Below are 22,412 nucleotides of genomic sequence, written 5' to 3'. Positions count from 1 at the left end.
GCTCAGCCGAACAGGCGTGGCTGGGGCGGGGACAGCAGGCCCCGTTCAGCAAATGAAACGGGGCGGCCTTCGCCGACCACGAAGTGGTCCAGCAGGCGTACGTCCACCAGTGCCAGCGCCTGCTGCAGTTCATCGGTGATCCGGGTATCGGCGCCGGAGGGTTCCGGGTCGCCGGAGGGGTGGTTGTGGCTGAGGATCACCGCTGCCGCATTGTGCAGCAGGGCTCGCCGCACCACCTCGCGGGGGTAGACCGGGGCGGCATTGATGGTGCCCTGGAACAGTTCCTCGCAGGCGATCAGCCGGTGGCGGTTGTCCAGGAACAGCGCCATGAAGATCTCGCGGGCCTGGCCGCGCAGGCGGTGCTGCAGGTAGCGGCCGACCGCGGCTGGGTTGTTGCCGACCGCCTCGCCCTGCTGAAGCTCGGCGGCCAGGTAGCGATGGGCCAGTTCCAGGCCGGCGGCCAGGGCACAGCTTCGTGCCGGCCCCAGCCCCGGCAACCGGGCCAGCTCGCGGGCCGGGCGGTCCAGCAGCACGCGCAGGGGGCCATGCGCCTGCAACAGGTCGCGGGCGGTCTGCACCGCGTCGCGTCCACCGAAGCCAGAGCCGAGGAACAGCGCCAGCAGCTCTGCGTCGGACAACGTGGCGGGGCCGCGGGCGATCAGCTTCTCGCGGGGACGTTCCTGCTCGGGCCAGTCATGGATGGGCATGCCTGCATCATCGCCAGCGCGGGTAATGCGTCCCATCAGGGCAGGGCGCACGCCCGGGTAGGCTGTTGCCTCAGTCGCGTCGCGACTGCAGATAGGCGAACAGCTCCTGGTTGTTCTGCAGCCCCAGCTTGCGCTTGGCTTCGGCCTTCTGCCGGCTGATCGTTTTCGGGCTGCGGCCGCAGTGGACGGCGATGGCGTTCACTTTCAGCCCGGCGGCCAACAGGTCCAGCACTTCCTGTTCGCGGGCCGACAGCGCCGCCGGTTCACGCGCGAACATCAGGTCGCGCGCCTGCAGGTGATGGCGCAACTGCTGCGAGACGAACACCTGCCCGGCCATGGCTGCGTTCAGGGCCTGCGGCAACTCGCCGAAATCGGCGCACTTGTCGACCAGGCCACTGACACCTTCACGCAGCAGGCCATCGAGCAGGCCGGGGTGACGGGCGCCGGTGAGCACCACCACGGGCAGGCCCGGGTGGCGTGCGCGCAGCTCAGCGATCAGTTCCGGGCCATCCGGGCCGGTACCCGGCATGGAGAGGTCGGTCAGCACCGCGTCGCAGCCGTGGTGCACGACCAGCTGCAGCAGCTGGGCGCCGTCACGCGCGCTGCCGACGACCTCCATCAGATGGGTCTGCAGCACGATGCGGATGCCGTGCAGGACGACGGGATGGTCGTCGGCGATGATGATGCGCGGGTGCACGCGGGATCCTCGAAAAGCGAAGCGGCACACCAGCGGTGGCCACTGACGATTCTGCAAACGTGGCCGGCCTACAGGTATAGGAAAGTTCCGAATCGCGGTGTCTTGAACCCCGGAAGCGTTGTGGTGCAAGTCCCATCTGCTGATAGCCGCCCGCTATGTGCGCTGTGCACCGGGACATTACCGACCATCGGGTAAGCTAATGCCCTCGTTTGCACAGGAATTCCAGGTGGCTGACTCCCCCAACGCTTCCCCCGCGCCGGCCCGCGCGCTGGAAGGCCAGAAACTGCTGTTGTGCGTCGGAGGCGGGATCGCGGCCTACAAGGCCCTGGAGCTGGTGCGGCGCCTGCGTGACGCGGGCGCCCAGGTGCAGGTGGCGATGACCGCCGGCGCCCAGCAGTTCGTCACCCCCCTCAGCTTCCAGGCCCTGTCCGGGCAGCCGACCCGCACCACGCTGTGGGACAGCGCCGCCGAGCAGGCCATGGGCCACATCGAGCTGGCCCGCTGGGCCGACCGCATCGTGGTCGCGCCGGGTACCGCCGATCTGCTGGCGCGGCTGGCCCAGGGCCATGCCGATGACCTGGTCAGCACCCTGTGTCTGGCCAGCACCGCACCGCTGACGATCTGCCCGGCAATGAACCACCGGATGTGGCTGCATCCGGCTACCCAGGCCAACATCGCCCTGCTGCGCCAGCGCGGTGCGCAGGTGATCGGCCCGGTCGATGGCCCGCTGGCCGAAGGTGAATCCGGCCCCGGTCGGCTGGCCGAACCGGGCGACATCGTGGCCGCGCTGGCGACCAATGGCGGGGTCGTTGCGACGGTTGCCGCGCCGGAAACCCGTGCCCTGCAGGGGTTGCGCCTGCTGATCAGTGCCGGCCCGACCTACGAAGACATCGATCCGGTGCGCTACGTCGGCAACCGCAGCAGCGGCAAGATGGGCTTCGCCCTGGCCGCCGCCGCCGCCGCGCTGGGCGCGCAGGTGGTGCTGGTCAGTGGCCCGGTACAGCTGCCGACGCCGCCGGGCGTGCAGCGCATCGATGTGCGCTCGGCCGCGCAGATGCGCGATGCCGTACTGAAGTCGCTGCCCGCCGACATCTATATCGGTGCCGCCGCAGTGTCCGACTACACCCCGCGCCAGGTCGCCGCGCAGAAGCTGAAGAAGACCGCCGACAGCCAGTCGCTGGTGATCGAGCTGGTGCGCACGCCGGACATCCTGGCCGAAGTCGCCGCGCAGACGCAGTCGCTGAAGCTGGTGGTCGGCTTTGCCGCCGAGACCCATGACGTGGAGAAATATGCTCGCGGCAAGCTGATCGACAAGCGCCTGGACCTGGTGATCGCCAACCAGGTCGGCATCAGTGGCGGTGGTTTCGAGAGCGACAACAATGCCGCCACGGCCTTCTGGCAGGACGGTGAACAGGTATTCCCGGCCACCTCCAAGCGCGAACTGGCCGAACAACTGCTGGCGCTGATCGCGCGGAGACTCCAGGCATGACCCAGGCATCCCTTTCCCAACCGCTGCAGGTCAAGCTGCTCGATCCGCGCTTCGGCGACAGCTGGCCGCTGCCGGCCTACGCCACCGAAGCCAGCGCCGGCATGGACCTGCGCGCGGCGCTGGATACCGCGCTGACCCTGCAGCCGGGCGACACCGCGCTGGTGCCCAGCGGCCTGGCCATCCACATTGCCGACCCGAACCTGTGCGCGGTGATCCTGCCGCGTTCCGGGCTGGGCCATCGGCATGGCATCGTGCTGGGCAACGGCACCGGCCTGATCGATGCCGACTACCAGGGGCCGCTGCTGATCAGCGTCTGGAACCGTGGCCGCGAGGCCTTCACCATCGAGCCCGGCGATCGCATCGCGCAGCTGGTGGTGGTTCCGATTGCCCGCGTCAGCCTGCAGGTGGTGGATACTTTCACCGACAGCGTGCGGGGCACGGGTGGATTCGGCCATACCGGGGTGCGTTGACAGGGGACATCGATGAGCGGCATCGGGGAAGGACAGCGGGGACGGTCGTTGGGTCGCAGTGCACCACTACTGGGGGTGCTGTTGATCCTGTTGGCCGGCTGGTTCGGATGGAGCGCGGTGCAGCAATGGCGGCAGGAGGCCAACGGGCAGGCGCTGGAAGAAGCGCGTGACCAGGCTGTGCAGGGCCTGCAGCAGGCCGCTGCAGGCCAGTTGCAGCAGCTGCAGCAGCAGTTGAAGAACGATCGCGTGCAGCAGGCGCTGCAGGCCGGCGATGCCGCTGCGGCGGCGCTGGCCGTGCGCGAGAGCTGGACCGGAGTTGAGCAGGTCGAGGTGCTGACGGCCGATCTGGCCAACGCCTATGCCGATCCGGCCACCTTCGGGTATGCACGCCTGGCCCTGCTGGAAGCCGCGCTGGCCGAGGCCAGGCCCAGCCTGCGCGTGGTCCGCGACGGCGGCGGCAATCGCCTGGGCCTGGCCGCGCCGGTGCAGCTGGGCAGCTTGGGGCCGGCCGTGATCTATGTGCGCCAACCGCTGCTGCGGCTGACCTCGCCGCTGGACCAGGTGCGCGCGCCGTCCGCCGGCTTCCTTGGCCTGCGCCAGGGCGGCTTCGATCTGGTCACCCAGGGCGACGCGGGCCTGGCCGAAAGTGCGGAAGCCCTTGCGCGCCCGGTTGCAGGCACACCGTTGCGGCTGGTCGCGTCGGTGCCGAATGTCGACGCCGGTCCGCTGGGCCTGGGCGCGCTGGCCAGCGCCATTGTGGCGTTGCTGCTGGCGTTCATTGCCGTGTTGCTGGTGGTGGGACGTGACCGACTGCCGAAGTCGCTGCCCTTGCCGCGCCGCGCCGCAGCGTCCGAGGCCGACCATGGCCCGACCCTGAGCGAGAGCCTGCAGCAGGCGCCGCCACCCGAGGCCGCTGTGACCGGCAGTGGCGATGCCGCGCCACCGCCGCCACCGCCAGTGCCCGCTGAAGAGCTGGCCGCCGGCATCTTCCGTGCTTATGACATCCGCGGCGTGGTGGGCAGTGAACTGACACCGAAGACCGCGGCGCTGATCGGCCAGGCCATCGGCACCGTGGCACTGGAGCAGGGCCTGCGCGAGGTGGTGATCGGTCGCGATGGCCGCCTGTCCGGCCCGGAACTGGCCGCAGGGTTGGCCGAGGGCCTGAGGCGCGCCGGTTGCGCGGTGATCGACATCGGCCTGGCACCGACTCCGGTCGTGTACTACGCCGCCTTCCATCTGCGTACCGGCACCTGCGTGGCAGTCACCGGCAGTCATAACCCGCCCGAGTACAACGGCTTCAAGGTGGTCATCGGCGGCGAGACGCTGTCCGGCGATGCCATCACCGATCTTTACCAGCGCATCGTCGAGGGCCGCCTGGTGCAGGCCGCCGAGCCGGGCGACTACCAGCAGCGCGATGTCAGTGCCGACTACATCCAGCGCATCGCCGATGACGTGCAGCTGGACCGTCCGCTGAAGGTCGTGGCCGATGCCGGCAATGGCGTGGCCGGCGCACTGGCGCCGCAGCTGCTGGAAGCGATCGGCGCCGACGTCATCCCGCTGTACTGCGATGTCGACGGTACCTTCCCCAACCATCATCCCGACCCGAGCGAACCGGCCAACCTGGAAGACCTGGTGCAGACGGTCAAGCGCTTTGGCGCCGATCTCGGCGTTGCCTTCGATGGCGACGGCGACCGGCTGGGCGTGGTGACCGGCGAAGGCCGGATCATCTACGCCGATCGCCTGCTGATGCTGTTTGCTGCCGATGTGTTGATGCGCAATCCGGGCGCGATGGTGATCTACGACGTGAAGTGCACCGGCAAGCTGTCCGACCACGTGTTGCGCAACGGTGGCAGCCCGCTGATGTGGAAGACCGGGCATTCGCTGATGAAGGCGAAGATGCGCGAGACCGATGCCGAGCTGGCCGGCGAGATGAGCGGCCACTTCTTCTTCAAGGAACGCTGGTTCGGTTTCGACGACGGTCTGTACGCCGCTGCGCGATTGCTGGAGATCCTGGCCCAGCGCGAGGAAACGCCGGGCGAGGTGCTGGGCGAGCTGCCGGAAATGGTCGCCACGCCGGAGCTGAAGGTACCGGTGGCCGACGGGACGCCGCATGCCTTGGTGGCGATGCTGGTGGCGGCGGCGCAGTCCCCGGACAACCCGTATGTGGGTGGCCGCCTGTCGACCATCGACGGGCTGCGCGTGGACTTCGCCGATGGCTGGGGCCTGGTGCGTGCCTCCAATACCACGCCGGTGCTGGTGCTGCGCTTCGAAGGCAACGACGAGGCGGCACTGGAACGCATCCAGGCCCTGTTCCGCAGCCAGCTGCAACCAGTGCTGGGCGACACCCCGCTGGGGTTCTGACCGATCCTGGTGGGTGCCGACCGTTGGTCGGCACGCCTTGCCCGCTCTTGGTAGGTGTCGACCTTGGTCGACACACCCTCACCCCTTGAACCGCAACCCCACGCCCGGCTCGGTGAACAGGTAGCGCGAATCCAGCGCCGAATCGCCCAGCTTGTGCCGCAGCTTGCCGACCAGGATGCGCAGGTAGTGGGTGTCGTGCTGGTGGGTCGGCCCCCAGATCTCCTGCAGGATCTGCGGCTGGGTCACCACCCGTCCGGCATTGCGCAGCAGCAGCGACAGCAGCGCGTATTCCTTGCGGGTCAACGCCACCGGCTCACCCTGCAGGGCGACTTCGCGACGCACCAGGTCCACGTGCAGGTGGCCATCGTCGAATACCGGCGGTATGCCATCGGTCGGCACGCTGCGCGTGCGCAACAGCGCCCGCACGCGCGCCATCAGTTCCTGCGTGCCGAACGGCTTGGTCACGTAGTCGTTGGCGCCGGTATCCAGTGCGCGCACCTTCTCGGCTTCGCCGGCGCGCACGGTCAGCATGATCACCGGCACCTGGCTCCACTGGCGCAGCTGTTCCAGGACCTCGTGGCCTTCCATGTCCGGCAGGCCGATATCCAGGATCACCAGGTCCATGTCCTCGCTGGCGGCCAGCTGCAGGCCTTCCTGGCCGGTGGCGGCCTGCCGCACCTGGTAGCCCTGCGCGCGCAGGCTGATGTCCAGGAACCGGCGGATCTGGGTTTCATCATCGATCACCAGCACGCGTGCGGCCGGCACGCTGGCATCAATCGGGGTCGGGCTCATCGTGGGAGGCTGGCTTGAGCAGGGGCAGGGTGATGCGGATCAGGGTACCGCGACCGTCGCGTCCGGGCAGCGCCTGCACGCTGCCGCCATGTGCGCCGATCATGCCCTGGCAGATGGTCAGGCCCAGGCCGGTGCCGTGGCGGCCTCGGTCACCGCGCTCGACGCTGTAGAACATGTCGAAGATGCGCGCGCGCTCGTCATCGGGAATGCCGGGGCCGGCGTCGATCACGTCGATGCGCAGCTGGCCGTCCAGCTCGCGCGCCTGTACCTGCACGGCGGCGTCGGGCGGCGAGAACTTGGCCGCGTTCTCCATCACGTTGAACACGGCCTGTTCGACCAGCGCCGGGTGCACCCAGATCGGTGCCAGCGTGGCTGGAATGTCCAGCTCCAGCCGCACCTTTGGCTGGTAGCGCTGCAGGCGCCGTGCCGCCGAGCCGATCAGCTCGTCCACGCCGATCCAGTCGCGGTTGATCTTCAGCCCTTCGTGGCCGAGCCGGGTCATGTCCAGCAGGTTCTGGATGTAGCGGTCCAGCCGTTCGCCCTCGACCAGGATGGTGTCCAGCAGGGCGCGGCGATCAGCGGTATCCATCGCTGCACCGTAGCTGGCCAGGCTGTCGGCCGACCCGATCATCGCCGCCAGCGGCGAGCGCAGGTCGTGCGACACCGAGGAGAGCAGGGCCGAGCGCAGCCGCTCGGTCTCGTTGCTGACGTGCGCCTGCTCCAGTTCCGCCACCAGCCGCGTGCGCAGCGCGGCCTGGGCGATGTCATCGACCATCGCTTCGGCCAGCTGCCGCTGCTCGGGCAGCAGGCGCGCCTGTGCGCCGGGCAGGTACAGGCCGGCCACGCCGATCGCACGGTCTTCGCCGTCCAGCAGCGGCAGGAACCACCATTGCGCGCCGGCCAGGGTATCGGTGAAACGCCCGCTGGGCTGGCCGTGGCGCAGCGCCCAGTCGGCGGCAGCCAGGTCGGTATCGCCGGGCTGGCTGCGGCCGCCGGCGGCGGTATCGGTGCCGATCCGCAGCCACGCCGGCACGTCCAGGGCCTGCTCCAGCGCATGCCGGCCCGCCTGTGCCACCTCGCCGTTGCCGGCCGCGCTGGCCAGCTGGCGTCCCAGCTGCTGGCGCGCGCGCGCATGGCGGTTGGCCGCACGCAGCGCGATGACCTGCATGCGCAGGCGCGAGGCCAGGCGCCCGGCCACCAGTGCCGCGGCCAGGAACAGGAAAACGGTGATCACGCCCTGGCGTGCACCGATGGCGAAGGTGAAGCGCGGCGCGATGAACAGGAAGTTGTAGGCGAGGAAACACAGGATCGCGGCCATCACCGCCACGCTGGCGCGCGTGCGTGCAGCCACCAGTACCACCGCGACGATGAACACCATCGACAGGTCGGCCATGCCCACCCAGTGTTCGGCCAGCCACGCCACCGCACAGGCCAATGCGGTCGCGATCAGGGCTTGTGCAGGCTCGTAGCTGATGCCGCGCATCGGCGGCAGCAGGCTCTCGCGGCGCGAGCGTGCGCGTGCCTGCGGCGTGCTGATGATGGTGATCTCGTAATGCGCGCCACGCTGGATCAGCTGCTGGGTCAGGGTGCGGTTGAACATCCGTGCCAGTGGACGTTCGCGGGTACGGCCCAGCACCAGGGTCGACACGCCGTTGTGTGCGGCATGGTCGAGCAGGGCATCGGCAATGCTCGATCCATGCAGCAGTTCGGCGTCGCCGCCCAGCCGCCTTGCCAGCGCAAAGGCCGCATCGATCTCGCGCCGGGTCGCCTCGTCCTGGCGCCGGCCCTGCACGGTCACTACCGTCCACGGCGCGTCACGGCGCTCTGCGATGCGCCGCGCCACGCGCACCAGGTATTCGCTCTGGCCGCCCCCGTCGATGGCCACCAGAACGCCGCGACGCAGGGGCAGATTGCCTTCGCCACGCGCGGCGCGGGTTTCGCGCAGGCTGCTGTCGACGCGGTCGGCGGCTTCCTGCATCGCCAGTTCGCGCAGCGCGGTCAGGTTGGCCGGTGAGAAGAACGCCTGCAGTGCCTGCGCGGCCTGTTCCGGCACATAGACCTTGCCCTGCTGCAGGCGCGCGATCAGTTCGCGCGGCGGTAGATCGACCAGCACGATGTCGTGCAGGCGGTCGAGCACGCCGTCGGGCACGGTCTCGCTGACGCGCACGCCGGTGATCCGCATCACCACGTCGTTGAGGCTTTCCAGATGCTGGATGTTGACCGTGGTCCAGACGTCGATGCCGGCGTCCAGCAGCTCCATCACATCCTGCCAGCGCCGCTCATGACGGCTGCCGGGCGCATTGCGATGGGCCAGTTCATCCACCAGCACCAGCGCTGGATGCCGTGCGAGCACTGCATCCAGGTCCATCTCCTGCAGGGCATGGCCATGATAGGCCACGTCCTTCAGCGGCAGCTGCGGCAGGCCCTCCAGCAGCGCCTGGGTATCGGTGCGTCCATGGGTTTCCACCAGGCCCACCACCAGGTCGACGCCGCGGCGCAGCTGTTCCTGCGCGCGGGTCAGCATGGCGTAGGTCTTGCCCACGCCCGGCGCCGCACCGAGGAACACGGTCAGCTTGCCGCCGGCTTCGCGTTGCAGGCCTTCAACCAGGGCATCGGCCTGGCGGGTACGTGCATCAGTCATGGGGGCCGCTGTCATGGCCACCATTGTGCGCGCAGCAGGTGCAGCCCAGCATCACGGCGCCTTGGCCGCATGGTCCAGCGCGAAGTTCAGCGTCACCACGTTCACCCGTGGCTGCCCGAACAGGCCCCACTGGCGCCCTTCGGTATGCGCCTGCACCAGTGCCTGCACGCGCTCCACCGGCAGGCCACGGGCACGCGCCACGCGTGCTACCTGCAGCTGCGCCGCCGCAGGCGACAGCTGCGGATCCAGTCCGCCGGCGGACTGGGTGACCAGGTCCGCTGGCACCTGCGCCGGGGCGACACCTTCGCGCGCGGCCACCGCAGCGGTGCTGGCGGCGACGCGTTCGGCCAACGCCGGGTTGCTGCGCGCCAGGTTGGAACCGGCCGCGGCCATCGGGTCGTAGTTGGCCGCCGACGGACGCGCCTGGAAGTAGCCGTCAGCGGTGAACGGCTGCGCCAGCCAGGCCGCGCCGCGCACCTGGCCGCTGCCATCGCGCAGCAGGCTGCCTTCGGCCTGGGTCGGGTAGGCCAGGCCGGCAAAGCCGGTGGCGATGCCGGCATAGACCGCGCCGGCCAGCAGCAGGGTGGCCAGGCCCAGGCCGATCGCCGGGCGCCAGCGGGCGCCATCCTGCAGGCTGGCCACGCGGGCCTCGGCCTTGGCGTCGCCCGGAAGGGAAGATGAGGTGGAAGCAGAACGGTTCATGCGCCGAATACCAGGACAAGAAGGAGGTCAATCGCCTTGATCGCTGCGAACGGCAGCAGCACGCCGCCGAGGCCGTACACCAGCATGTTCCGGCGCAGCAGTGCGGTGGCGGTGGCCGGGCGGAAGCGCACGCCACGCAGGGCGAGCGGGATCAGCGCGGGAATCACCAAAGCGTTGAAGATCAGCGCCGCCAGCACCGCGTTGCGCGGGCTCGACAGCTGCATCACGTTCAGTGCGGCCATGGTCGGAACGGCCGCGGCGAACAGCGCCGGCAGGATCGCGAAGTACTTGGACACGTCGTTGGCCAGCGAGAAGGTGGTCAGCGCGCCGCGGGTGATCAGCTGCTGCTTGCCCACTTCCACCACCGACAGCAGCTTGGCCGGGTCCGAATCGAGGTCGACCATGTTGCCGGCCTCCTTCGCCGCCTGCGTGCCGGAGTTCATCGCCAGGCCGATGTCGGCCTGGGCCAGCGCGGGAGCATCGTTGGTGCCATCGCCCACCATCGCCACCAGTCGGCCACCGGCCTGTTCCTGGCGGATGCGTGCCAGCTTGTCTTCCGGACGGGCCTCGGCGATGTAGTCGTCGACGCCAGCCTCGGCGGCAATGGCTGCTGCCGTCAGCGGGTTGTCGCCGGTGATCATCACCGTACGGATGCCCATCGCCCGCAGCTGCGCGAACTTCTCGCGCATGCCGTGCTTGACCACGTCCGACAGCTCGATCACGCCCAGCACGTGGCGACCCTCGGCCACCACCAGCGGGGTGGCGCCATTGCGCGCGACCTGCTCGACGCGGCCGGCCAGTTCAGCCGGCACGTTGCCGCCCAGCGCCTGCACGTGGGCGCGGATCGCATCGGCAGCGCCCTTGCGGATCTGCCGCCCATGTTCCAGATCCACGCCGGACATCCGGGTCTGGGCACTGAAGGCCAGGTAGTCGGCATGGTCTGGCTCGGCGGTGGCGCAGCCCTGTTCGCGCGCCAGGCGCACGATCGACTTGCCTTCCGGGGTCGGGTCGGCCAGCGAGGACAGCAGCGCCGCCTCGCGCAGTTGGCTGGCATCGATGCCGGCCAGCGGATGGAAGTGGCTGGCCTGGCGGTCGCCGTAGGTGATGGTGCCGGTCTTGTCCAGCAGCAGCACGTCGACGTCGCCGGCCACTTCCACCGCCTTGCCCGACTTGGCCAGTACGTTCGCGGCCAGCGCACGGTTCATGCCGGCGATGCCGATGGCCGGCAGCAGGCCGCCAATGGTGGTCGGGATCAGGCACACCAGCAGCGCGATCAGCAGCAGCGGATCGACCTTGACGCCGACGGCTGCACCAATGGCCGGCAACGTGGCCACCACCACCAGGAAGGTCAGCGTCATCGCCGCCAGCAGCAGGGTCAGCGCGATCTCGTTGGGGGTCTTCTGGCGGTTGGCACCTTCCACCAGCGCGATCATCCGGTCCAGGAAGCTGTGGCCCGGCTCGGCGGTCACCCGCACGATGATCTGGTCGGACAGCACCTTGGTGCCACCGATCACACCGGAACGGTCGGTACCTGCCTCGCGCAGCACCGGTGCCGATTCGCCGGTCACCGCCGCTTCGTTGATGGTGGCCAGGCCCTGCACGATCTCGCCATCGGCCGGCACCAGCTCACCAGCACTGACGATCACATGGTCGCCCGGGCGCAGTTCGGCGGCCGGCACCTGGGCTTCTGCGGCACCCGGCTGCGGCGCCGCCAGCCGGCGTGCCACCAGGTCCTGGCGGGCACGGCGCAGTGACGCGGCCTGGCCACGGCCACGCGCCTCGGCCACTGCTTCGGCGAAATTGCCGAACAACACGGTCACCAGCAGGATCGCGGTCACTGCCAGGCCGAAGCCCAGCGGCGCATTGCCGGTCAGTGTGACGATGGCCGCGACGATCGTGCCAGCCATCACCACCGCCATCACCGGGCTGCGCACCAGGTGCATCGGCGAGAGCTTGCGTACTGCTTCGACCAGCGCACGGCGCAGGCCGGCGCCATCAAGCAGCGCAGGGCGCGGGGCAAGGGAACTACGGGTGGAACTTGCGTGGGTACTCATCGGGGTGTCCTTAGTGCAGTCCCAGGCTGAGGTGGTCGGCGATCGGGCCGAGTACCAGCGCCGGCATGAACTGCAGCACGGTCAGGATGACGATCACCGAGACCAGGGTCAGGGCGAAGGTCGGGGTTTCGATCTGCAGGCTGCCGGCAGACTCCGGCGCCTGGCGCTTGGCGGCCAGCTGTGCGGCCACCACCAGCGGGATGATCAGCAGCGGGAAGCGGCCCAGCAGCAGCACCAGCGAGCAGCTCAGGTTCCACCACAGCGTGGCGTCGCCCAGCCCCTCGAAGCCCGAGCCGTTGTTGGCGTAGGCCGAGACGTACTCGTAGAACACCTGGCTGATGCCATGGAAGCCCGGGTTGGAGGTAGCGGCCAGCCCGGGCACGGCCAGGGTGATCGCGGTGAACACCAGCAGGGTGATCGGCTGCAGCAGCACCAGCAGGGCCAGCAGGCGTACCTGTGGCGTCTCCAGCTTGCGGCCGAACAGTTCCGGCGTACGTCCGGTCATCAACCCGGCCAGGAACACGCCCAGCAGCAGGTACACGATGAACTGCTGCAGGCCACAGCCGATGCCGCCCCAGATCGCGCTGACCAGCATGTTGACCATCGCGATGCCGCCACTCAGCGGCGCCAGCGAGTCATGCATGCCGTTGACCGACCCGTTGGAGACCTGGGTGGTCACCGCCGCCCACAGCGCCGTGCCGTCGGCGCCGAAGCGCACCTCCTTGCCTTCCATCAGCAGCGGCGTGGCGGCGCTGGCACTGTGCCCTTCGCTCCACACCATCGCGCCGGTGGACAGCAGCGACATGCCCAGCATGCAGCTGAACACCAGGGCGCCGAACCGGCGCCGGCCGGTGAACGCACCGATCATGAAGATCACCGCCATCGGCACCAGCAGGATGCCGACGATCTCCAGCGCGTTCGACAGCGGGGTCGGGTTCTCCAGCGGGAAGCTGCTGTTCGGGCCGTACCAGCCGCCACCGTTGGCGCCCAGCTGCTTGGCCGCGACCATCGCCGCCACCGGGCCCAGCGGCAGTTTCTGTCCGGTCATGCCGGCGCTGGCATCGATCGGCGTGGCCTGCGGGCCACCGGCCATCGTCGACGGCACGCCCTGGCTGGTCAGCAGCAGGGTCCACACCAGGCACAGCGGCAACAGGAAGCGCACGCACAGGCGCACCACGTCCACGTAGTAGTTGCCCACCGCCACCTGGCGGTCGTCGCCGGCACCGGTGGCCGCCGCAGCCTGCGGCGCACGCGAGAACAACGCGCGCAGCGTGGCCACAGCCAGCGCCAGGCCCATCATCGGTGTCACCACCTGCAGGCCGGTGATGCCGGTCATCTGTGAGAGGTAGGACAGCTGGGCCTGGCCCGAATAGTGCTGCTGGTTGGTGTTGGTCAGGAACGAGATCATCGTGTGCAGCGCGGTGTCCCAGCGCATGTTCGGGATCTGGTCCGGGTTCAACGGCAACCAGGCCTGGGTCATGAACACCGCCTGGGTCAATACGGCGATCACTACGTTGCTCAGCACGAAGGCCAGCACGTAGCCGCGCCAGGACATCGCGCGCGAGGGATCGACGCCGAACACCTTGTACAACGGCTTTTCGATCCAGTTGAACAGCACGTCGGCCTTCATCGGCGTGCCGCGCATCACGCGCGCCAGGTACAGGCCCAGCGGCCACGCCAACAACAGGCTGGCGGCAATAATCACAAGCATCTCGGTCATGGCAGGCTCCGCTCAGAACGACTCGGGCCGCAGCACGACATAAAGGAGATAGGCGGCGGCGACCAGCACCAGCACGCCACACAACAACGACAGCCAGGGGGACATTGCAATAGCGTCCTGGTGGAACCCCTCCACCTCAGGCCGTCATCGTCGTCCTGCCGCCCATAAACGCACTACGCGCCGGACCGTGCCGACGCGTAAAGAGTGCATAAATTCCGTGGGCCAAGCCGTAACCAGGCGCCGCCCACTGTAGAGCCGGGCCCATGCTGGGCTGCTCTTTCCCAAGGCCACGCGGAGCCAAGCATGGGCTCGACCCTACAAGCGAATCACGGCGCCTGACTCGCTGGCGCCACGCCCTTCAGCTCGCGGTAGCGCTGCAGCGTGCTGTCGATCTCGGCCTTCAGCGCCTGCTGCTGCTGCAGGAACCCGGCCTGCAGGCGCTGCTGCGCCCGCAACTGCACGTGCCGCTGACGGATCGCCTCGGCCTGCTTGTCGGCCACCTTGCCACCGGCCAGTTCTCGGTCGCCAGCGGCCGACAACAGCGCTACCAGCGATTCGCGCAGGCTGGTGACGTTGTACTCGGCGGTCTTCAGGTTGTTGTCGAGCACTTCCTGGCGCTCGGCGAACACCCGGCGCAGGTCGTCCTCGCTGCCATAGGTGGACAGCATCGCCTGTTCGGTGCGCTGGCGGGTCTGCTCGGCCATCAGGTCCAGCTGCTGCTGCTGCGCCTCGGTGCTGGCCGCGGCGCGCTCTTCGTCGGTCAACGCGCGCTGGACCTGCGCATTGCGCAGGCCGCTCTTCGCGTTGAACTCCTCGCGGGCGTGATTGACCGCATCGGCTGGCAGCGAATCGCTGCAGATCCGCTCCTTGCCCTCGTTCCAGCAATACAGCTTCTTCTCCACTTTGCCGCCGTCGCGCGACTGCGCCGGCACGGTGGACGGCACGGCCAGCAGCAGGCCGGCAAAGAGAACGGCAGGAACTCGGGACATGACCTTTCCCCTGGGTCGGTCAGCGGATCGAACGGACGCCGTACTGGGCCCGGTAGGCTTCCAGCGGCTGGCGGTAACCCACAAGTTCCGGGTTGCCGGAGGCGAAATCAAGCAGATCGGCCAGCGACGCCACGGCGATCACCGGAATCCCGGCCTCTTCGGCCACCGACTGCGCCGCCGAGCGGCGGTCGGTTTCCGAGGCGATCTCCTGGCGGTCCAGGGCTACCACGATGCCGGCCGGGGTGCCGCCGGCAGCGCGGATGATGCCTAGCGCTTCGCGGATCGCGGTACCGGCGGTGATCACGTCGTCGACGATCAGCACGCGCTTGCCATTCATGTCGGCGCCGATCAGCTGGCCGCCTTCGCCGTGGTCCTTGGCTTCCTTGCGGTTGAACGACAGCGGCAGGTCGCGGCCGCGCTGGGCCAGCTCGCAGGCCATCGCGGTGGCCAGCGGAATGCCCTTGTAGGCCGGGCCGAACACCACGTCGTACTTGATCCCGCTGGCATCGATGGCATCGGCATAGCAGGCGCCGAGCTGGGACAGCAGCGAACCGGAGTCGAAACGGCCGGCGTTGAAGAAATAGGGGCTCAGCCGGCCGGACTTGAGGGTGAACTGGCCGAAGCGCAGGGCGTCGGCGGTCAGGGCCAGCTGCAGGAAACGGTGGCGGTGGTCGCTCATCAAAACTCGATTCATCTTCATTTGGAGCACAAATCCTAATCCAGCTGGGCGTTTCGCGCTCGTCCGGCCCCGCGTGAAGGCTGTCGCGGCGCTGCCTGGCGGACTGCGCAGCCCCACGGGCAACCGGTATGCTTGCCCGGTTTCCCGCCGCAGGTCCCCGCATGCGCATCATCAGTTTCAACGCCAATGGCATCCGTTCCGCCGCGACCAAGGGCTTCCTTGACTGGTTCCGTGCCCAGGACGCCGACGTCCTGTGCATCCAGGAAACCAAGGCCCAGGAAGACCAGCTGACCGACCCGATGTTCCGTCCGGATGGCCATCACTGCTTCTACCGCGACGCCATCACCAAGAAGGGCTACAGCGGTGTGGCGATCTACAGCAAGCGCGAGCCGGACCAGGTCATCACCTCGCTGGGCTGGGCCCCGTTCGACGACGAAGGCCGCTACATCGAGGCGCGCTACGGCAATCTCAGCGTGGTCTCTTTCTATATTCCCTCCGGCAGCTCGGGTGACCTGCGCCAGGGCTTCAAGTTCGAAGTGATGGAATGGCTGCGCCCGATTCTGGAGGAGTGGGCGCGCAGCGGCCGCGACTACGTGCTGTGCGGCGACTGGAACATCGTGCGTTCGGCGCTGGACATCAAGAACTGGAAGTCCAACCAGAAGAATTCCGGCTGCCTGCCGGAGGAGCGCGACTGGCTCAACGCCCTCTGCGCCGACCATGGCCAGGCCACCGATGTCGCCGCCGGCCGCGGTTGGGCCGATGCCTACCGCCTGCTCAATCCCACCGGCGAGGATTACACCTGGTGGAGCAACCGCGGCGCCGCCCGCGCCAACAACGTCGGTTGGCGCATCGACTACCAGTTCATCACGCCGGGCCTGCGCGACAAACTGCGTAGCTGTTCGATCTACCGCGACGAGCGCTTCTCCGACCACGCCCCGTTCACCGTGGACTACGACCTGTGACCGAGGCCGCCACGCCGGTCAGCTACAAGGGCTGGGCAGGCATCAAGCGCGCCTTCGGTACCCCGTCGGCGCTGACCATGGCCATGCTTGGCTTCGGCAGTGGCCTGCCGTTCCTGCTGATCGCTTCGCAGACGCTGTCCACGCGCCTGCGCGACGTCGGCCTGGACCTGGGCAGCATCGGCCTGATCAGCCTGGCCAGCTTCTTCTACCTGCTCAAGTTCCTGTGGGCGCCGCTGCTGGACCGCTATGCATTTCCGCTGCTGGGCGCGCTCGGCCGCCGCCGTTCGTGGCTGCTGGTATCGCAGGTGCTGGTGCTGGTCGGCCTGGTCGCACTGGCCTTCGTGCGGCCGGAAGAGGGCGTCTGGCCACTGGTGGTGTGGGTGCTGGTGGCGTCGTTCGCTGGCGCCACCCAGGACTCAGCGGTCGATGCCTACCGTATCGAGATCGCTCCGCAGACCGCGCAGGCCGCGCTGGCGGCCACCTATACGCTGGGCTACCGGATCGGCCTGATCCTGGCCGGTGCCGGCGCGCTGTACCTGGCGCAGTTCGAAGGCTGGATCGTCGCCTACCTGGCGATGGCCGCGCTGATGCTGCTGCCGATCGTCACTACCCTGCTGTGCGCCGAACCGGAGCGCCCGGCCACGGCGGTGCAGCGTCGCATCGATATCGCCGAAGCCTTCGTCCAGCCCATCTCCAGCTTCTTCAGCCGTAATGGCGTGGCGTTGGCCCTGGTGCTGCTGGCCTTCGTCGGCCTGTTCAAGTTCCCCGATCAGGTGATCGGCGTGATGGCCGGGCCGTTCTATCTCGATTCGGGGTTCGACAAGGCCGACATCGCCACCGTGTCCAAGCTGTTCGGTGTATGGATGGGGATCGGCGGTGCGTTCCTGGGGGGTATTGCGGTGGCCGCATTCGGCTTCCGGCGCATGCTGCTGGTGGCCGCACTGGGCGTGGCGATGTCCAACCTCGCCTTCCTGCTGATGGCGCACAACCCAGGCAAGCTGTGGGCGTTCTATGCCGCGCTCAGTGCCGACAACCTGTTCCAGGGGTTCGCCGGCACCGTGCTGGTGGCCTTCATGTCGTCGCTGACCGACCGCAACTTCACCGCCACGCAGTACGCGTTGCTGGTATCGCTGGCCAACCTGCCGGGCAAGTTCATCGGCGGTGTCTCCGGATACATCGTTGAAGCGACGTCCTACAGCACGTTCTTCATCCTCAGCTCGATCACTGTGGTGCCGACCCTGCTGCTGCTGGCCTGGCTGTGGCCGCGGATCGCCGACCGCGGGCCGCCGCCGGTCGCCTGATTGCCTGCCCGCCCGGACTGCGGGATCATCGCCCCCGACGCGCCGAGGGGGCGGTGCCTTGCGAACGGGGAAGTGAGCATGGCCGACGTTGTGCTGCGGGACCTGGACCCGCTGCTGCTGGAACGTATCCGACGTGTCGCGGTCGCCCGCGGCTGGACCCATGAACAGACCTGCGCCGCCTTGTTGGAGCAGGGCCTGTTCAGCAGTGAACTGGAGGTTCGCTCCGGCTTCGGCGATCCCGAAGTGGACGCCCTCTCCGATGCGATCGCCGCCCTGCAGGCCTTGCCCGCAGGGCAGGGCTTCGATTAGCGGCTTTGTAGAGCCGAGCCCACGCTCGGCTGCCCGGTGAATCCACGCCGTGCGTGGATGGCGCCACCTCACGCCAGGTGGATTGCTCCAAGGATCCGCGGCCCCTTCGCTCCGGTCACGCTCGGCAGGTTGCCGGCCAGCCCGTCCATCGTCCGCTGCGCCAGCCAGGCGAATCCCATCGCCTCCACGTACTCCGGGTCCAGCCCATGCACCGCGCTGGACTCCACCTGCACCTCCGGCAGCCGCGCCGCCAGCCGCTTCATCAGCTGCCGGTTGCGTACGCCGCCGCCACAGACCAGCAGGCGCCGGGTCTGCGGCTGCTGCGCCAGCAGCGCATCGGCCACGGTTGCCACGGTCAGCTCCAGCAGCGTGGCCTGCACATCGGTGGCGGCGTACTGGCCTTCCCCCATGTGCGCCTCGGCCCAGGCCAGGTGGAACTGCTCGCGCCCGGTGCTCTTCGGCGGCGGCAGCGCGAACCACGGGTCCGAACGCCAGCCGGCCAGCAGGCCCTCGTCCACCGCGCCACTGGCGGCATACGCGCCATCGGCATCGAAGGTACGGCCGGTGTGGCGCTGGCACCAGGCATCCATCAGCGCGTTGGCCGGGCCGGTATCGAAGCCGCGCACCGCGCCTTCGCGCGGGATCAGGGTCAGGTTGGCGATGCCGCCCAGGTTGAGCACCGCGCGGTCTTCATCGGCGGCACCCAGCATGCCCAGGTGGAAAGCCGGCATCAGCGGCGCACCATGCCCCCCGGCCGCTACGTCGCGACGGCGGAAGTCGGATACTGTGGTGATTCCGGTCAGTTCGGCGATGCGGTTGCCGTCGCCCAGCTGCACAGTGAACGCCGGATCGGCCAGCGGGCGGTGTCGCACGGTCTGGCCGTGCGAGCCGATCGCGCGCACCTGGCTGCGGTCCACGCCGGCTTCGGCCAGCAGCTGGTTGGCGGCCTCGGCGAAGTTGATCGCAATCCGCGCGTCCAGTTCGCCCAGCTCCTCCAGCGAATCCAACGGGCCACCTTCGCCCAGCGCCACCAGCCGCGCGCGCAGCACCGGTTCCCAGCGTGCGGTCAGGCCGTGCACGAAGCGGCAGCCACCGCCCGCGGGAAACTGCACCAGCGCGGCGTCGATGCCGTCGGCGCTGGTGCCCGACATCAGGCCAAGATACAGGGGGGCGTCAGCGTCGGCAGTAGTGTTCATGGCAGGCACAAAAAAAGGACGCGGCAAGCTTGGGCTGCCGCGTCCTTGCTCGTCAACGCAGGGGCTCAGCCGCGCTTGCGGCCGGTCGCCTGCTTGTCCTTGGCGCTGGCCACCTCGGCGGCGGCCTCGTCGCGGCTGGTCGGTGCCGGGCTGGCATCGGCGTAGATCAGCTTCTCCATGCCCTGGATGCGGGCCATCGCTGGCGCGGTCTGCGCGCGGAAGGCGACCAGCTCGGCGCCCTTCAGCGGCTCCGGCGGCGGCATGGTCACGGTCAGCGGGTTGCGGTGTTCGCCGTTGACCCGGAATTCGTAGTGCAGGTGCGGCCCGGTCGCCAGGCCGGTCGAGCCGACATAGCCGATCACCGTGCCCTGGGCCACGCGCTGGCCGGTCCTGATGTTCGCAAAGCGCGACATGTGGCCGTACAGGGTGGTGTGGCCTCGACCGTGGTCGAGGATCACCACATTGCCGTAGCCGCGCTGCACGCCCGCGAACTGCACGCGGGCATCGCCGGCGGCCATGATCGGCGTGCCGGTACGCGCGGCGTAGTCCACGCCCTTGTGCATGCGCATCTTGCCCAGCACCGGGTGCTTGCGTGCGCCGAAGGTCGAGCTCAGCCGCGCGAACGGGATCGGCATGCGGATGAAGCTCTTCTTCAACGAACGGCCGTTGATGTCGTAGTACTCGGACTTGCCGTTGCGGTCGAAGCGGAAGCCGGAATAGGTCTTGCCCCCGGTGGTGAAGGTCGCCGCCAGGATCTTGCTGGTGTCCACCTTCTCGCCTTCGCGCCAGGTCTCGTCCATCACCACGCTGAAGCGGTCGCCCGGCTGCAGGTCCTTGGAGAAGTCGATGTCGTACTTGAAGATGTCGTCGGTCATCGTCGCGATCGCCGACGGCGACAGCCCGGCCCGGCGGGCCGCGGCATACAGCGAACTGGTGATCTCGCCGCTGGTGACCACGGTACGCGTGGAAGTCTCGCGCCGCGTCACCTTCTCCTTGATGTCATCGCCGGCCAGGCTCAGTTCCACCCGGTTGTCGGCGTCGCGATCGAAGCGGATGCTGCGCAGGTCGCCGGACAGCGGCATGTCGAAGGCGATCTCGGCGCCCGGGCGCAGCTTGGTCAGCGCCTCGCGCGCACCGGGGTGCTCCAGCACCCGGTGCAGGGTGGTGGCCGGAATGCCGGCTTTGTCGAACAGGTCGCTCAGGGTCTGGCCGCGCTGGATGCGCAGCACCTGCCAGCTGTCGCCCGGCACCTGCTGCTGGCGGGCCATGGTCAACGGCGGCAGCGGCAGCGCCAGGCTGGTGTGGCTGTCCGCGTAAGGCGCATCAATGGTGTGCGAGAAACCGGGGACGATCGTCGCCACCAGGGCGCCGATGGTCGCAAACAGGCTGGCGTGCATCCAATGGCGGCGGGTCCAGCGCTCATTGAAGGCGGCGGGAAGGTGTTGCCTGAGCTTCCGATGCAGGGCGTTGTCGTGCAGGACGTGAAGGCGTTCCTGGAAGCGCTGCTTGCGTGCGCGCCCTTGTTCGGAATTGTGCATCGGCGGTTTTTTCCTGGCGGCCCGGGAGCGCGGGCCTGATCGCCGGTTACCATAGACACCTGAGAAAACCGCGTCAAACCCTTGTGCCCATTGGCTTTTGTGAAGCCAATCGGGTTAACTTTGCTTTAACACCCCACACAAGAATCGGCGTTGCCGGGAGTAGTCACGTGTCCTCGATTGAAGAAGCCCTTGCCCTGATCGGCCGCGGTGCCGACGAGATCCTCAAGCTCGAGGATCTGCGTGCGCGCCTGCAGGAAGGCCGCCCGCTGCGGATCAAGGCCGGCTTCGACCCCACTGCGCCCGACCTGCACCTGGGCCACACGGTGCTGCTGAACAAGATGCGCCAGTTCCAGGACCTCGGCCACCAGGTCATTTTCCTGATCGGCGACTTCACCGGCATGATCGGCGATCCCTCGGGCAAGAGCCTGACCCGCAAGCCGCTCAGCCGCGATGACGTGCTGGCCAACGCCCGTACCTACGAGGAACAGGTGTTCAAGGTGCTCGACCGCAGCCGTACCGAAGTCCGCTTCAACTCGGAGTGGTTTGGCAAGATGGGCGCGGCCGACATGATCCGCCTGGCCGGCCAGCACACCGTGGCACGCATGCTCGAGCGCGACGACTTCGCCAAGCGCTATGCCGCCCAGCAGTCCATCGCCATCCATGAGTTCCTGTACCCGCTGGTGCAGGGCTACGACTCGGTGGCCCTGGAGGCCGACGTCGAGCTGGGCGGTACCGACCAGAAGTTCAACCTGCTGATGGGCCGTGGCCTGCAGGAACACCATGGCCAGAAGCCGCAGGTGGTGCTGACCATGCCGCTGCTGGAAGGCCTGGATGGCGTCAACAAGATGTCCAAGTCGCTGGGCAACTACATTGGTATCAGCGAGCCGGCCATCGACATCGTCACCAAGACCATGAAGGTGGACGACACCCTGATGTGGCGCTGGATCGAGCTGCTGTCCTTCGACATCAGCCAGGCCGAGGCCGTGCAGCTGCGCGAGCAGGTGGCCAATGGCGGCCTGAACCCGCGCGTGGTCAAGCTGCGCCTGGCGCGTGAGCTGGCGACCCGTTTCCACGACGCCGTGGCGGCAGAGCAGGCGATTGCCGGCTGGGAGGCGGCGGTGACCGGGCAGGGCGACATCACCCAGTTGCCGCTGCAGGATGTGGCGATCCCGGCCGAAGGCCTGCGTATTGCCGCGTTGCTGACGGCGGCCGGCCTGACCCCGAGCAACTCCGAAGCCAACCGCAAGCTCAAGGAGCGCGCGGTGAAGGTGGACGGTGAAGTGGTTGAAGACGGCCAGCAGGTGCTGCAGCCGGGCTTCGAAGGCCTGCTGCAGGTCGGCAAGCGCACCTTCGCCCGCGTGCGCCTGGTTGCTGGCTGAGAAGAAGGAAGGGCCGGCGCCAGCCGGCCCTTCCTTATGCTCTTGTAGAGCCAAGCCCACGCTTGGCTCATCTTCGCGGGAGCCTACCGCAGCGCGCCGGATGAACGGATGCAACATCCGGTGAAAAAAATCGCCACACCCCCTTCACAAATGATCGGAATGGGGACATACTTCTCCTCCCCCGTCGCAGGGGTCGCCACCAAGGGGCTTCAGCGACAACAGGGCGCCCACCACCGCCGAACGAGATGATCGAACGAAGGTGTTGACGGACTGAAAAAGTCTGGCATAATGGGCGGCTCGCTACGAAGGAAACTTCGCAGCACACGGGAACGGCGCTGAGGCCACTTCCCCGGATCTTTGAAAGTATGCGCAGGTATCTTGTGAAGGCGCCTGCAGGAAGGATGATTGTCCATCTTGCAGACGTTT

19 protein-coding genes are annotated in these 22,412 nt (G+C 68.3%); 7 read left to right on the top strand and 12 right to left on the bottom strand.

Annotation, left to right across the window (positions count from 1 at the left end; translation table 11 throughout):
• Positions 1–2: 2 nt before the first annotated feature.
• Both radC and AC5P74_RS18705 read right to left on the bottom strand, forming a co-directional pair.
• Positions 3–707, bottom strand: coding sequence for a RadC family protein (radC, locus tag AC5P74_RS18710; RefSeq protein ID WP_014035697.1), 705 nt, complete (start codon positions 705–707; stop codon positions 3–5).
• A 70-nt stretch (positions 708–777) separates the two neighbouring features.
• Positions 778–1,404, bottom strand: coding sequence for a response regulator (locus AC5P74_RS18705; protein WP_005420514.1), 627 nt, complete (start codon positions 1,402–1,404; stop codon positions 778–780).
• A 199-nt stretch (positions 1,405–1,603) separates the two neighbouring features.
• Here AC5P74_RS18705 and coaBC point away from each other — a divergent pair, with 199 nt between their 5' ends.
• Genes coaBC through AC5P74_RS18690 form a run of 3 tightly spaced genes read left to right on the top strand, consistent with a single transcriptional unit; the run spans position 1,604 to position 5,724 of the window.
• Positions 1,604–2,893: a bifunctional phosphopantothenoylcysteine decarboxylase/phosphopantothenate--cysteine ligase CoaBC gene (gene coaBC, locus AC5P74_RS18700; RefSeq protein WP_005420512.1), complete on the top strand. Its 1,290-nt coding sequence runs from the start codon at positions 1,604–1,606 to the stop codon at positions 2,891–2,893.
• Positions 2,890–3,363, top strand: coding sequence for a dUTP diphosphatase (gene dut, locus AC5P74_RS18695; RefSeq protein ID WP_005420510.1), 474 nt, complete (start codon positions 2,890–2,892; stop codon positions 3,361–3,363). Before coaBC ends, dut begins: the two co-directional genes overlap by 4 nt.
• 12 nt (positions 3,364–3,375) lie before the next feature.
• Positions 3,376–5,724, top strand: a complete 2,349-nt coding sequence (locus tag AC5P74_RS18690; protein WP_053499476.1) for a phosphomannomutase/phosphoglucomutase — start codon at positions 3,376–3,378, stop codon at positions 5,722–5,724.
• Positions 5,725–5,802: 78 nt separating this feature from the next.
• On the opposite strand, the gene AC5P74_RS18685 is transcribed toward AC5P74_RS18690, so the two are convergent.
• The 8 genes from AC5P74_RS18685 to pyrE all read right to left on the bottom strand — a co-directional run bounded on the left by AC5P74_RS18685 (position 5,803) and on the right by pyrE (position 15,301).
• On the bottom strand, positions 5,803–6,516 hold the full coding sequence (locus AC5P74_RS18685; RefSeq protein ID WP_070489915.1) for a response regulator transcription factor: 714 nt from the start codon (positions 6,514–6,516) through the stop codon (positions 5,803–5,805).
• Positions 6,497–9,157 carry an ATP-binding protein gene (locus tag AC5P74_RS18680; RefSeq protein WP_053500336.1) on the bottom strand — a complete coding sequence of 887 codons (2,661 nt, stop codon included), beginning with the start codon at positions 9,155–9,157 and terminating at the stop codon, positions 6,497–6,499. The genes AC5P74_RS18685 and AC5P74_RS18680 overlap by 20 nt, the downstream gene beginning before the upstream one ends.
• A 51-nt stretch (positions 9,158–9,208) precedes the next feature.
• Positions 9,209–9,859 (bottom strand): potassium-transporting ATPase subunit KdpC, encoded by a 651-nt coding sequence (kdpC, locus tag AC5P74_RS18675; protein WP_495205027.1) that lies wholly within the window; start codon positions 9,857–9,859, stop codon positions 9,209–9,211.
• Complete coding sequence (gene kdpB, locus AC5P74_RS18670) at positions 9,856–11,913, bottom strand: potassium-transporting ATPase subunit KdpB (protein WP_346607469.1); 2,058 nt, start codon at positions 11,911–11,913, stop codon at positions 9,856–9,858. Before kdpB ends, kdpC begins: the two co-directional genes overlap by 4 nt.
• 10 nt (positions 11,914–11,923) lie before the next feature.
• The gene (kdpA, locus tag AC5P74_RS18665; protein WP_053500329.1) at positions 11,924–13,633 is read right to left on the bottom strand and encodes a potassium-transporting ATPase subunit KdpA; all 1,710 of its coding nucleotides are present in this window, start codon (positions 13,631–13,633) and stop codon (positions 11,924–11,926) included.
• 12 nt (positions 13,634–13,645) lie between these two features.
• Positions 13,646–13,738 (bottom strand): potassium-transporting ATPase subunit F, encoded by a 93-nt coding sequence (locus AC5P74_RS18660; protein WP_005407770.1) that lies wholly within the window; start codon positions 13,736–13,738, stop codon positions 13,646–13,648.
• Between the two features lie 221 nt (positions 13,739–13,959).
• Complete coding sequence (locus tag AC5P74_RS18655; protein WP_005420473.1) at positions 13,960–14,622, bottom strand: hypothetical protein; 663 nt, start codon at positions 14,620–14,622, stop codon at positions 13,960–13,962.
• Between the two features lie 19 nt (positions 14,623–14,641).
• Positions 14,642–15,301: an orotate phosphoribosyltransferase gene (pyrE, locus tag AC5P74_RS18650; protein WP_005420471.1), complete on the bottom strand. Its 660-nt coding sequence runs from the start codon at positions 15,299–15,301 to the stop codon at positions 14,642–14,644.
• A 161-nt stretch (positions 15,302–15,462) separates the two neighbouring features.
• Between pyrE and AC5P74_RS18645 the strand changes: the two genes are divergently transcribed.
• The 3 genes from AC5P74_RS18645 to AC5P74_RS18635 all read left to right on the top strand — a co-directional run bounded on the left by AC5P74_RS18645 (position 15,463) and on the right by AC5P74_RS18635 (position 17,873).
• Complete coding sequence (locus AC5P74_RS18645; RefSeq protein WP_005420469.1) at positions 15,463–16,263, top strand: exodeoxyribonuclease III; 801 nt, start codon at positions 15,463–15,465, stop codon at positions 16,261–16,263.
• Positions 16,260–17,564 carry an AmpG family muropeptide MFS transporter gene (locus AC5P74_RS18640; RefSeq protein WP_495205025.1) on the top strand — a complete coding sequence of 435 codons (1,305 nt, stop codon included), beginning with the start codon at positions 16,260–16,262 and terminating at the stop codon, positions 17,562–17,564. Before AC5P74_RS18645 ends, AC5P74_RS18640 begins: the two co-directional genes overlap by 4 nt.
• 78 nt (positions 17,565–17,642) lie before the next feature.
• Positions 17,643–17,873, top strand: a complete 231-nt coding sequence (locus tag AC5P74_RS18635) for a hypothetical protein (RefSeq protein WP_005420465.1) — start codon at positions 17,643–17,645, stop codon at positions 17,871–17,873.
• 68 nt (positions 17,874–17,941) lie between these two features.
• On the opposite strand, the gene AC5P74_RS18630 is transcribed toward AC5P74_RS18635, so the two are convergent.
• The gene (locus AC5P74_RS18630; protein WP_053500325.1) at positions 17,942–19,069 is read right to left on the bottom strand and encodes an anhydro-N-acetylmuramic acid kinase; all 1,128 of its coding nucleotides are present in this window, start codon (positions 19,067–19,069) and stop codon (positions 17,942–17,944) included.
• 65 nt (positions 19,070–19,134) lie between these two features.
• Complete coding sequence (locus AC5P74_RS18625) at positions 19,135–20,607, bottom strand: M23 family metallopeptidase (protein ID WP_053500323.1); 1,473 nt, start codon at positions 20,605–20,607, stop codon at positions 19,135–19,137.
• A 167-nt stretch (positions 20,608–20,774) separates the two neighbouring features.
• Between AC5P74_RS18625 and tyrS the strand changes: the two genes are divergently transcribed.
• Positions 20,775–21,986 carry a tyrosine--tRNA ligase gene (gene tyrS / locus AC5P74_RS18620; protein ID WP_005420460.1) on the top strand — a complete coding sequence of 404 codons (1,212 nt, stop codon included), beginning with the start codon at positions 20,775–20,777 and terminating at the stop codon, positions 21,984–21,986.
• The last annotated feature ends 426 nt before the right edge of the window (positions 21,987–22,412 follow it).

This window comes from Stenotrophomonas sp. YJH_SMC_94-11 (assembly GCF_059370435.1).
This window is presented reverse-complemented; position numbering and strand designations above follow the sequence as displayed.

Excerpts from the sequence above, each read along its gene's own strand:
- radC (WP_014035697.1), bottom strand. The coding sequence starts at position 707 with ATGCCCATCCATGACTGGCCCGAGCAGGAACGTCCCCGCGAGAAGCTG.
- coaBC (WP_005420512.1), top strand. The coding sequence starts at position 1,604 with ATGCCCTCGTTTGCACAGGAATTCCAGGTGGCTGACTCCCCCAACGCT.
- dut (WP_005420510.1), top strand. The coding sequence starts at position 2,890 with ATGACCCAGGCATCCCTTTCCCAACCGCTGCAGGTCAAGCTGCTCGAT.
- AC5P74_RS18690 (WP_053499476.1), top strand. The coding sequence starts at position 3,376 with ATGAGCGGCATCGGGGAAGGACAGCGGGGACGGTCGTTGGGTCGCAGT.
- AC5P74_RS18685 (WP_070489915.1), bottom strand. The coding sequence starts at position 6,516 with ATGAGCCCGACCCCGATTGATGCCAGCGTGCCGGCCGCACGCGTGCTG.
- AC5P74_RS18680 (WP_053500336.1), bottom strand. The coding sequence starts at position 9,157 with ATGACTGATGCACGTACCCGCCAGGCCGATGCCCTGGTTGAAGGCCTG.
- kdpC (WP_495205027.1), bottom strand. The coding sequence starts at position 9,859 with ATGAACCGTTCTGCTTCCACCTCATCTTCCCTTCCGGGCGACGCCAAG.
- kdpB (WP_346607469.1), bottom strand. The coding sequence starts at position 11,913 with ATGAGTACCCACGCAAGTTCCACCCGTAGTTCCCTTGCCCCGCGCCCT.
- kdpA (WP_053500329.1), bottom strand. The coding sequence starts at position 13,633 with ATGACCGAGATGCTTGTGATTATTGCCGCCAGCCTGTTGTTGGCGTGG.
- AC5P74_RS18660 (WP_005407770.1), bottom strand. The coding sequence starts at position 13,738 with ATGTCCCCCTGGCTGTCGTTGTTGTGTGGCGTGCTGGTGCTGGTCGCC.
- AC5P74_RS18655 (WP_005420473.1), bottom strand. The coding sequence starts at position 14,622 with ATGTCCCGAGTTCCTGCCGTTCTCTTTGCCGGCCTGCTGCTGGCCGTG.
- pyrE (WP_005420471.1), bottom strand. The coding sequence starts at position 15,301 with ATGAGCGACCACCGCCACCGTTTCCTGCAGCTGGCCCTGACCGCCGAC.
- AC5P74_RS18645 (WP_005420469.1), top strand. The coding sequence starts at position 15,463 with ATGCGCATCATCAGTTTCAACGCCAATGGCATCCGTTCCGCCGCGACC.
- AC5P74_RS18635 (WP_005420465.1), top strand. The coding sequence starts at position 17,643 with ATGGCCGACGTTGTGCTGCGGGACCTGGACCCGCTGCTGCTGGAACGT.
- AC5P74_RS18630 (WP_053500325.1), bottom strand. The coding sequence starts at position 19,069 with ATGAACACTACTGCCGACGCTGACGCCCCCCTGTATCTTGGCCTGATG.
- AC5P74_RS18625 (WP_053500323.1), bottom strand. The coding sequence starts at position 20,607 with ATGCACAATTCCGAACAAGGGCGCGCACGCAAGCAGCGCTTCCAGGAA.